The 10844-nt window shown below is 35.7% G+C and carries 9 protein-coding genes; 6 read left to right on the forward strand and 3 right to left on the reverse strand.

Features of this window, described 5'->3' with window-relative positions:
* Window positions 1-104: 104 nt before the first annotated feature.
* Together FJR04_RS09060 and FJR04_RS09065 are read right to left on the reverse strand one after the other, a co-directional pair.
* Window positions 105-323, reverse strand: coding sequence for a DUF2839 domain-containing protein (locus tag FJR04_RS09060; protein ID WP_168493796.1), 219 nt, complete (start codon window positions 321-323; stop codon window positions 105-107).
* Window positions 324-403: 80 nt separating this feature from the next.
* Window positions 404-1966: an ATP-dependent DNA helicase gene (locus tag FJR04_RS09065; RefSeq protein ID WP_168493798.1), complete on the reverse strand. Its 1563-nt coding sequence runs from the start codon at window positions 1964-1966 to the stop codon at window positions 404-406.
* A 103-nt stretch (window positions 1967-2069) separates the two neighbouring features.
* Here FJR04_RS09065 and FJR04_RS09070 point away from each other — a divergent pair, with 103 nt between their 5' ends.
* On the forward strand, window positions 2070-3032 hold the full coding sequence (locus FJR04_RS09070; protein WP_168493800.1) for a M48 family metallopeptidase: 963 nt from the start codon (window positions 2070-2072) through the stop codon (window positions 3030-3032).
* A 117-nt stretch (window positions 3033-3149) separates the two neighbouring features.
* Here FJR04_RS09070 and FJR04_RS09075 read toward each other — a convergent pair whose 3' ends face one another.
* Window positions 3150-4076 carry an AAA family ATPase gene (locus FJR04_RS09075; RefSeq protein ID WP_168493802.1) on the reverse strand — a complete coding sequence of 309 codons (927 nt, stop codon included), beginning with the start codon at window positions 4074-4076 and terminating at the stop codon, window positions 3150-3152.
* A 375-nt stretch (window positions 4077-4451) separates the two neighbouring features.
* Here FJR04_RS09075 and FJR04_RS09080 point away from each other — a divergent pair, with 375 nt between their 5' ends.
* From FJR04_RS09080 to FJR04_RS09100, 5 genes are all read left to right on the forward strand, one after another.
* Entirely contained in the window at window positions 4452-4880 is a 429-nt protein-coding gene (locus FJR04_RS09080) for a hypothetical protein (protein ID WP_168493804.1), read from the forward strand.
* Window positions 4881-5063: 183 nt separating this feature from the next.
* Window positions 5064-5759, forward strand: coding sequence for a hypothetical protein (locus tag FJR04_RS09085; protein WP_168493806.1), 696 nt, complete (start codon window positions 5064-5066; stop codon window positions 5757-5759).
* 61 nt (window positions 5760-5820) lie between these two features.
* The gene (locus FJR04_RS09090) at window positions 5821-6288 is read left to right on the forward strand and encodes a hypothetical protein (RefSeq protein ID WP_168493808.1); all 468 of its coding nucleotides are present in this window, start codon (window positions 5821-5823) and stop codon (window positions 6286-6288) included.
* 27 nt (window positions 6289-6315) lie between these two features.
* The gene (locus tag FJR04_RS09095) at window positions 6316-9267 is read left to right on the forward strand and encodes a CHAT domain-containing protein (RefSeq protein ID WP_168493810.1); all 2952 of its coding nucleotides are present in this window, start codon (window positions 6316-6318) and stop codon (window positions 9265-9267) included.
* Between the two features lie 251 nt (window positions 9268-9518).
* On the forward strand, window positions 9519-10844 hold a 1326-nt coding region (locus FJR04_RS09100; protein ID WP_168493812.1), incomplete at its 3' end, for a glycosyltransferase family 39 protein.

Consider the following 10844-nt stretch of genomic DNA (forward strand, 5'->3'; position numbering starts at 1 on the left):
AATGCTTCGCCCCTACAGGAGTATGGCTTACGCCACGCTGCGCTATCAGAAAGAAGGAAGAAATAAAATTACCCAATTACCAATTACCAATCACCAATCACCAATCACCCAACAATTTCCCACCAGCCGAAAGCAGGTCCAATAAAACGGATTGTTACCCATGCAACAACCATCAGGCTAATACCTATCCATGCACCACGAGTAGTTATAGCTACAAATTGTTCAGCCTGGGTTTTAGTGATGGGAACCCAAGGTAAGATTTTAGTAGTGTCTTGCCCGTATTCTTCTCCTAGAGAGTCTTTACGGCGTTTTGCTTCACCCATAATTTAATAAATTTACAACTTTAGAGTTCAATTTAGATTTTAGTAGAAATTAGCCTTTGGTTAGTAGTGATTGCAAGTAATTAACCAGAATCATCTTCATGTGTGGAAGAGAACAAACTGGGATCAAGATAGTTTAAACGGGCTAGGGGACTAAGAGAAGAGAGGATTTGAGCGCCATAGCTGCGGTTAACGACACGACTATCTAGTAAAGCGACAATACCTTGATTTTCTCGAACAGGTGCGATCGCTCTTTGTAATTCATTCATAGCTGTAGGTAACAAGTAGAGACGAAACCAATCTTGGTGCGATCGCTTGTAATGAGCTACTCTCCCGGCTACTAAAGGATTTTCCAAAGACGGTAAAGGTAAAGTGGCAATAATTAACAACCTTGGTGATGGTAAAACACTTTGATGTTCTCGCCAAAATTCCCAACCAGTAATCAAAATCCCATTTTCATCTAAACAAGTTTTTTCTACCTGTACCCGTGAACCAAACTCAGAAGCTAAAATCGCCCCCACTCTAGCTTTTAGCGGCACATCCCCTATCAATATTACTGTCATTCCTGGTGCAGTTGCACTCAAACATACCAAAGTGCGAACTTGATGAATTAAAGCTGGTTGAAATTCCGGTGTATTCGGTAGAGGCAACTTATAAGGGACATAAAGCTGAATCGCTTCCCCTTGACTATCAGCCGCAAACTTCAAGCAAGTAACATCTTCTAAACCCAACCGTTGACGGAAAAGAGGCGCTTCCGTTTCTGGTTCTAAAGCACTACCAATTAAGACTACAGGTTGACGTTGCCAAATCGGGGCGAGGATTTTACCCAATTCAATTGGGGCATAATGTAAAGAAAATAAACCTTGACGGCGGGCAATTGTTGCCCAAAATAAAGGATAGTGTGAAGGGAAACTCTCAGAAGCAGAATCTTCTAAATATGGGAATTGTTGCCAAAAATTTCGCCAAACTTCGGGAAGATTATGTTTATCCAAAGCCAAATATAAATCTTGTAAAATCTCAATTTCTGGCTGAGAAATTAGATAACAGTGATATGGATTTTCGGGATGCTGAAATAATGTATATGTCAGTTCTACCCTAACTTCCCGAATCATCTCCGCTTGATATGGGTAAGCCAGCATTAACTGATCCCAATCATGGGGTTGAATAGTTTGAGTCAGTTGAGAACGCACCCAATCTTCTAAATCGTCAACACCATCAATAATTGTCGGGATATCGGCAGGAAATTGACCATTATCAGCCAATTGCCCTTTTAACCAAGCTTCAGGAGAAGTCAACAGCAAACCGTGAAAATCAGGACTTGGCCAAGCATCACCAGTTCTAATGGGCTTATTCGCTGGTAGCCATTGTTGGAGTCTGGGAATTTCCACCTTCAACAAACGTTGCTGTACCGTTTCCGAAGCGACAATAATTACAGAACCGTGCCACATTAAAGCAGAGGCGATAAAACTGGTGCGATATCGCCCTTGATGTCCACAAACTGCCCCTACCTGAATTAAAGCACTACGTCCCAAACGCAAAGCGCGTGCCACCAACCTAGCCATCGTCAAATGATGAGGCCAAGAAGGGAAACCCGCCTGCGATCGCAGGAAGTTATGCAATGACAAATGAACTTCAGCCTCAATCACGTGCTTTTAATTCCATAACAAGTTATTTTTTTGGAACTACCCCATTTCTATTATGTTGTCAATTGTCAATTGTCAATTATCCCAATCACCATTCTCCTAAATTATGCCAACTTATACCGGAATTTCCAGTGAAGCTTTCAGACATCCACTAGATCGTCAAGCAGAAGAAGCTCTCCGCAGTTTACCGGGATTTGATTTAATCGCTCGTAAATTTGTGGAATTTGTCTATGAACGCCCCCAACTCGTCTATTTAATGGGTAACTCTATTCAAGTCGGACCACGCCAATATTCCACTATTTACCAGATGTTCCGAGAATGTGTGCGAGATTTGGACATTTATCCAGAACCTACATTGTTTATCTCCCAAAATCCCCAAGTTAACAGCTATGCGCTAGGACAAGAAAATCCTTACATAGTGGTCAATACTGGGTTACTAGAGTTACTCAATGAAGCCGAAATTCGGGCAGTATTAGCCCATGAACTGGGACATATTAAATGTGGTCATACTATTTTAATTCAAATGGCGATGTGGGCGATGAATGCCGCTTCTGTTATTGGTGAACTCACCTTTGGTTTAGGTAATTTTGTCAGTCAAGCCCTAATTTATGCCTTTTTTGAGTGGCGACGCAAAGCTGAATTATCCGCAGATCGGGCAGCACTATTAGTCATGGATGACTTAAACACAGTCATGTCGTCCATGATGAAAATTTCTGGAGGTAGTAATAAATACGCCCATGAATGTAGTTTACAAGAATTTATCCAGCAGTCAGAAAAATATCAAGCCCTAGATGATGATGGCTTAAATCAAGTATATAAGTTTCTCATCTACAATGGCGCTCAAGGCATGATGCTGAGTCATCCCTTTCCTGTAGAACGGTTACATTATTTACGCAGTTGGGCAGTATCAGCAGAATACCAGGAAATTCGCCAAGGCAACTATCAACAAAAACCGGCTCCTGGCTCAGTTAATGTTAAAGTTGAAACATCAGAAAATGAAGCGGAAAAACTGCGAAAAGAAATTGAAAAATTACAAGAAGAAATTAACAAAATGAGAAAGTCTAATTAATTAAAGCAGGATTTGTAGGGGCGAAGCATTCGGTGTAAGGGCGAAGCATTCGGAAAATAAACTTGGGAAAAAACCGATAATTTATCACCCGAATGCTTCGCCCGTATTTTTACTAAATCAACTTTCTGTTTCGCAGTCAGGAACACCTTCTCTAAATACTCGACTAGCGAGAATGTCTACTGCTTCAATGGTAATTAAATCCTGCTTTTTTAACAGTTTGCCACTGCTTAATAAACGATTGGCTTGACGTAACCGCGCTCTATCTATAGCATTACGTACACTTCTAGCATTAGCAAAATGGGGCATTGTCTTCCGTTTAATTAAATATTCGCGGAAGGCTATTTCAGCATCTGGACTAAAACAATAATTTTGTGCTTTGACTATGGATTGGGCTATCACCATTAAACTATCAACACCATAATCATGAAATTCAATATGTAATCCAATCCGCGAATTCATCCCCGGATTACTATGAAAAAATCTGTCCATCTGGTCTTTATAACCCGCCAGAATGACTACTAAATCATCACGCTGGTTTTCCATTACCTGCATGAGAATTTCTATAGCTTCTAAACCAAAATCTCCGGGGTGATCTGGACGATATAAAGTATAAGCTTCATCAACTAATAAAACACCCCCCATGGCATTATTTAAGACTTCCCTTGTTTTTGGTGCTGTTTGTCCAATACCTTGTCCAACTAAATCATCTCGTGTTACCAACATCACATTTTCTTTGCGAATATATTCCAGACGATAGAGGATTTCCGCCATTCGCATTGCTACAGTAGTTTTTCCCATACCAGGATTACCTAGAAAAGTCATGTGTAGGCTAGGCGCACCTGCATTCAAACCCAAACTTTTACGGATACGGTCAACCAACAACAAAGCCGCCATTTCCTTGATTTTGTTCTTGACGGACTTTAAGCCGACTAACTCCTGATCTAGCTTATCCAGAATGTCTTGCACATGAGATTCTTGGAATGCTGTTTCTATATCTATTTCGCCATTTTGATCTATTTGTTTTTCTAATATCTGTTCCGTCATGCTATCACCTCTGTTAATGAATTTGATGATAGCGTTGAGTGGGGAAATATAAAAGAACATAATCTTAATATGTCTGATATATTTTTCTTACTTATCAATTTCCGAGTTTGGTCATAGAGAAAACATTATCTATCTTACCTCACCTCCAATATAGAAACAGCCTGATTTCCTTGTCTGTGTCTTGAACTCAGGATTTATAGCGTTTCAACACTAGTAAAATTGTTCTATTGAATAAGTGCAGATCAATACTTTTTGATCTGTGTCACGTAGCACCCAGAAGTAGGAAAATTATCCAAGTTATTATTTACTGGAGAAAATACTCACTATTCCTCTAGTTAAAATTTGACTTAAGCTGTTATTAACATCAAAATCAACATGATTAGTAAATTGACACAACGGTTCTTGACTTTGACGCTTGTTTTTACTCTGTCCTTTTTCTCTTTGGCAGTTCCTTTTGCTTCTGCAAATCACTACTTTTCTAATTCTCCAGCAAGTTTGACCTCAAATAACAGCGAAATTAATGATAGTTTCAAGTTCTCTGAAGATGATTTTACTCCTCAAGAACATCAATCACTACAAGCTATCCGTCAGCGTCGCAATAAAGAGATTGCCGCAATTTTAGATTTATCTCAACGCAATCTACTTACCCATGAATTACATCAAGGCAATAATATTGATCAAGCTTTAGAAGTATTAAATTTAAGTTCTGCACAACGAGAATTAGTAAATTCTATAACTGTATTAACTAATTTGAAATTGAAGGGAATTTTTTCTCGCCATGGGTTACTAGACAGTCATAAATAAAGTCATAGTTTGGCAATCATCAATTATGCCAGTTGTGGGAAATATGACTTTTCTGCAACTGGTAATAAATACAGGAAAATAATTTATATAAATTAAGTTAGAAATTTGATTAAATAACTTGATAAAGCTATTAAATAATTGTAAAATACCTAAAACAAACTCGATTTTTCAGGTGTATATTTTTTGCAATCACTAAAGATTAAGGAAAAACTCAATTCACTGATTGAGGAAGCATCTACAGTAGATACCCGTTTAGCAATCAGATTAAACCAGATTAACCTCTGGATAAAAGATGTTAAACCTGGTACGCTGATGTCCAAAAAATTTGTACTGTTATTTTTGCAACAGTTTATCCAAGATACTGATGCTTGGCTGAAACTCAAATCCCTATCTTCTGAAGAAGAACAACAGTTAGCTTTAGATGCACTACCGCCCACGCTAAAGTATTGGTATGGTTATTTGTTTCCCAAGTGGTTGAGTAAAGATGACTCCAAGTTTTTTATTTGGAGACGAAAACTAATGGCGGGTGATTTCAGTCAAGAAGATGGAAAACTGATTGACTCTATTGCTGATATTATTGAGCAAGGTGGTGGTACGGTTGTCAAAAGATATATTGTGGACTTGTCAATGGCAACTGATATAATTGTTAGTAGTAGTCAGAACAAACCACTCTGTGTGCAAATCACTAGCATATCTGAAGAGTTTTTACAAGATAAATTTAATAATTGGGAAAATACTCTGCTGTTTTGGGAAATAGAAAGAGGATTATTATTAAGTTATAATCCCGGTGCAAATGATTTTATAAATCAGGTAGTCAATACAGCGTTAGATAATAGCGATAATCTTAATATGGGTATTTATCGCAAATTAAATTTATAGTTTTGAGTTAGTTAAAGTTATATGTTTTGTCTAAGAATATTTTTCAAGGAAGTGAGTAATTATGGTTAATCAACAAATAACTGACCGTCAACAGAGATTAGAAAGTTTTTTAGAATCTGTAAAAGCTGCCCAACAATTACAAGATGATATCATGAAATATGGACTAGATGCAGCTTATTTGTATTGTGATGATGTTGAGGGTGATTGGTTAGATACTTGGGGAGATGATAATGATGAACCAACTTATATAGAAAAGATGACAACTTTCTTAGAAAGTGATGATGCGATCGCGGTAAAGGTACGGGAAAAGTTACAGAATAAATCTGTTTCCGAAATTATTGAAGGTTTAGAATATTGTTTGAGTCAATTGACAGAGAATAAGAGAATTTTTGCAGCGAAGGATTTGTTCGTAGGTGGTGTTGCGTTTGCAGGAAGCGATCGCAGTTCTACTAATGATATGATTGATGAAACTGAGTTGTTAGATTTGGCGGAAGATTTGCTAGAGAAATTGACGGAGATTTTGGGTTAATTATTATTTAAGGGTGCTGGAATAAATATGGCTAAGGGATTCGGTAATAACAACAAAAATAAGAACAAAATTAATCAATATAGCAAGGAAAATATAGAGTTTTTGTGGGCAGTGTTACAAAAAATTCATGATAGTAATGCTGAACCACAAATAGTTTACCCATTTTTTTTAGCCAATTTGGATAAATTTGATGAGAAATTTCAGGATTTTTTAGAGAAATGGGGAGGGTTGAATTTACCATTTATAGAGCCAGAAATAACGGCAATCAAAGTTGGAATGGATATTATGCATTTCAGTAATTTGATTGCTAGTATACCTATAGGAAATATAAAAATTCACTTAGAGATTGCTATTACTGGATACAGATTGGCTGCACTGATTATTAATAGTACAGAATTTTCCAAAGTTTCAGAGGGTATAGAACTTTTAGCTATACTTCAAAATAATTTTGGCGAAGTATATAGAAAGCGAATATTGGGCAACTGTGCAGAGAATTTAGAACACGCAATTAATTGTTTTAAATCATCCTTGGAAGTTTTGTATAGTAAACATTCTCTAGAACTATTGACAGACATCCTAAATAATCTTGGTCTTGCTTATTTAGATCGCATTTTTGGAGACAGAAGAGAAAATATAGAAATAGCAATTAACAATTTAAAAGCAGCATTGTCAATGTTAGATAGTGAAATTTTCTCTGAAAAATGGGCATACACTAAAGGTAATTTAGGTATTGCTTATAAAGACAGAATTTTGGGAAATCGATCTGAAAATATAGAACTAGCAATTTTATGCTATCAGGACGCACTAAAAATTTATAATCTTGAGAAGTTTTCAAAACAATGGTCAGATATTTATCATAATCTCGGAGATGCTTACCTCTATCGAACTAGAGGAGGGAGAACGGAAAACTTAGAATTGGCAATTAAGTCATTAGAAACATCTTTACAAGGGTGTACTTACGAAACTTTTCCTTATGATTGGGCGGAAACTCAGAATAATTTAGGAACTGCTTACTTGAATCGCTTAATAGGAGATAAGAAAGAAAATGTTCAATTAGCTTTCAACTACTACCAGCAAGCTTTACGAGTACGTACTATAGAAGCTTTACCAAGGAAATGGGCAGAAACTCAAATGAATTTGGGTTATGTTTATTACTATCTAGAAAACATTGCAGAATCAATAAAATCTTTTCAAAATGCTTTGGAAATAGAAAAATTATTAAAAGATCACTTAGCATATTTTAGAACAGGCAGAAATTTAGGGAAAATTGCATTTCAATTACAGTTTTGGAAAGAAGCTATCGAAGGATATAGTGCAGCAATTGAAGCAGTAGAAACTAGCCGCAGTTGGGCAAAATCAGAGTCACGTCGTCAAGAAATTCTAGAAGAATCAATTGATATTTACCAAAATATAATACAAGCCTGTATCAATGCTGGACAAATAGATAAAGCCTTTGAATATTCTGAACGCTCTCGTTCTAAACTTCTAGTAGATTTAATGGCAAGTAATCACCTCTCTCAAAGTGAGAATATCCCGCTAAAAGTCCAAGAGTTATTACAGCAATATGAAGAATTACAACAACTAATTAACACAGAACGTCAAAAGCATAAATCAGAAAATAACCGCAGTGAAACCCGCGCAGTTTGGCAAGCATACAACGAGAAAATAGCCTCTCTAGAAGCGGAGAAACAACAAACTTGGGAAAATCTCAGACGTGAAGATCCTGTATTAGCTGGAGAAATTCAAGTTCAGCCTCTGAGTTTGTCAGAAATTCAGAGACTAATTGATAATCAAAATACAGCAATTCTCTCTTTTTACACTACGAACACTGATACCCATATTTTTATAGTCAGAAAAGACAGAATAACTCTTCATACTTGCACCGGAGAAGGCTTGGAAATATTACAACAATGGATTTATCAAAATTGGTTATTAACTTATACTAGTGATGTTAAAAAATGGGAAAGTCAAATCGAAGCTATTCTGCGTGAACTTTCTCAACGGTTGCAATTATCGGAATTAATTGATCAACATCTTCAAGAAATAGAAGAATTAATTATAGTACCTCATTTATTATTACATCAAGTTCCCTTTGCTGCTTTACCAATAGGATATCAAGAATATTTAGTAGATAAATTTTTGATTCGTTATACTCCCAGTTGTCAAATTTTAGATTTTTGCTATCAACGTCCAAATTTAGAACCATTAGATATTAATTCTCTACAATACGGAACAGTAGAAGACGCAACAGATGATCTACAATGTGCTAGATTTGAAGGTGAAAACATAGCCCAGCTATATAATATTCCAATAGAAAAAAGATTAATTGGTAGTAGTCAAGCTACTCGTGAAAATTACCGTCAATTAGCTGAACAGGTGCAAATTCTTCACTCTTGTCACCATGCCCAATCTCGCCTTGATAATCCATTAGAATCAGGATTGATATTAGCTGATGGTAATATTACTTTAGGACAATTAATGTCACCAGGTTGGCGTTTACCTAATCTTATAGATGTGTTTCTCTCATGCTGCGAAACGAATTTAGGTACACCTGCTTTAACTGATGATATTCTCACTCTTTCCACAGGCTTTTTATGTGCTGGTGCTAGAAGTGTAGTTAGTTCTTTGTGGTCAGTTAATGATTTAGCAACAGCCTTCTTTTCTATCTTTTATTATGAACAGCGAAAACTCGGTAAAAGTCGCCCAGAATCTTTACAACAAGCTCAAATAAAGCTAAGAGAATTGAGGAAAGCTGACCTTGACGAAATGTGTCAAGAAGCAGAAATTCAAAGAAAAAAAGCTAGAAATGAGAGAAAAAAATACCCCTCTGATTCAGAAGAGTATTTAGAGTGTATGAGAGAATATAAAAAATATGCAGAAATATCAATAGCAATTGATAAATTCCAAAAAGCAAAAGGAGAATTTCCCTTTGTAAATCCTCGTTACTGGTCTGCTTTTATTGTTCACGGTTTACGATAAATAAAAAATATTCAGGGTGCATTAGAAAAACCCAGCGCACACTAATCATATTGTGAAATGTTTAATTTTTAGTTAACTTGCGCCATTTTGTATTAGAAATCCGCCAAAACAATACCCCTTTCAGAGGATGTCTTAGTTGTGGGAAATATAACCTTTCTACGACTGGTAATAAACTCAGCAAAATGGCGTGTCTATAAAAGGTAGCAGAATTATAATATTTCTAGCCAGCATTAATAATAGAGATTATACAAGTGCTAGATTCAATCCTACCATTGTTAACAAGGTTACTTGCTCGGAAAGATTGGTTTTTTTGTACACTTATTACCATCTTAGGTTCTGCAATTAGAATCTATAACTATGATCAAATTCCTGCACATAATTGGACTGCTGATGAATATGCTTTTGCATGGAGTGGTATGAGTTTGATTCAAGATCATGTACCTACAAGTTGGTCTTGGCTAAAAGCTTATGGAGATATTCCCAAAGTGTATTGGAAAAATGGAACTTATCAGTTAGTGACACCGTGGCTAGATCATCCTCCTTTATTTAGTTTAATTGTTGGTAGCGCAGCAATTTTAGGAGGTGCAAAGACTTTTTTTGATTGTACATTAACGTCTATAAGAATTCCATCTTTAATATTGGGGATTGTTTCTATTTCTCTCTTTTATGTCTTCAGTTTAAAATTATGTAATACGAATATTGCAATTATCTCTACTTTGATTTTTGCGACAAATCCTAATACTGTTTTTCTTTCTAGATTAGCAGTTAGCGAAAATCTCATTGTTTTTTTAAGTTTATCTACTTTACTTTGTTTTTTAAGATATTGCGAATCTGCTAATTCAACCTATCTTTACATTTCTGCTGTTTTAGCTGGGATAGCATCTCTAGCTAAAATAACTGGCTTTTTTCTTGTCCTTGTGCTTTGCTTACTGCTGATTTATCAAAAGAAATGGCGAGAAAGTTTAGTAGTTTTTGTAATTGGCTTACTAATATTATCTGTATATTTTATTTATGGTAGTGTTTATGATATTGATCTTTTCTTTAAGGTACTTCAATCTCATACTAACCGATTTGAGAATTTCCTGTTATTTAAAGAAATCATCTTGTACCCTGTATTCTTTGAAGATGGTTGGTTAACTTTTAGTTGGCTAATTTTGATTGCAGTTTTTAGAACATTTTCAACTAATATCAAATACCAACTTATTTATATTCCCATTATTGTCTATTCATTTATTCTCTTATTTTCTGGCGCTCAAAGCCATTTCTATGCTTGGTATCTGATTCCATATTTTCCTTTTTTGTTTTTAGCATTAGGAATATTTCTGGAGGATTTTATCAGCAATCCAGACTTTATCAGTGCCTGTTTAATCAGTATTTTTATAGGAGCGTGGAGTTTTAATTACAGTCTTCAGTACGGATTAGGTAATTTTTTGCTAGAATTATCAATAACAAAGTATTTATTCATAGTATTGACTTCTTTACTAATCCTACCTTTTTTAGTTCATTCTGTAATTCCATCTCGACAAACAAAGTTTTTTGCAAGTTTAGTTGCAGGGTTGACAATAGTTATTTTACTT

Origin of the sequence: Anabaena sp. UHCC 0204 (genome assembly GCF_009711975.1) — a bacterium.
Taxonomy (GTDB): domain Bacteria; phylum Cyanobacteriota; class Cyanobacteriia; order Cyanobacteriales; family Nostocaceae; genus Dolichospermum.

Excerpts from the sequence above, each read along its gene's own strand:
- FJR04_RS09060 (WP_168493796.1), bottom strand. The coding sequence starts at position 323 with ATGGGTGAAGCAAAACGCCGTAAAGACTCTCTAGGAGAAGAATACGGG.
- FJR04_RS09070 (WP_168493800.1), top strand. The coding sequence starts at position 2,070 with ATGCCAACTTATACCGGAATTTCCAGTGAAGCTTTCAGACATCCACTA.
- FJR04_RS09075 (WP_168493802.1), bottom strand. The coding sequence starts at position 4,076 with ATGACGGAACAGATATTAGAAAAACAAATAGATCAAAATGGCGAAATA.
- FJR04_RS09080 (WP_168493804.1), top strand. The coding sequence starts at position 4,452 with ATGATTAGTAAATTGACACAACGGTTCTTGACTTTGACGCTTGTTTTT.
- FJR04_RS09090 (WP_168493808.1), top strand. The coding sequence starts at position 5,821 with ATGGTTAATCAACAAATAACTGACCGTCAACAGAGATTAGAAAGTTTT.
- FJR04_RS09095 (WP_168493810.1), top strand. The coding sequence starts at position 6,316 with ATGGCTAAGGGATTCGGTAATAACAACAAAAATAAGAACAAAATTAAT.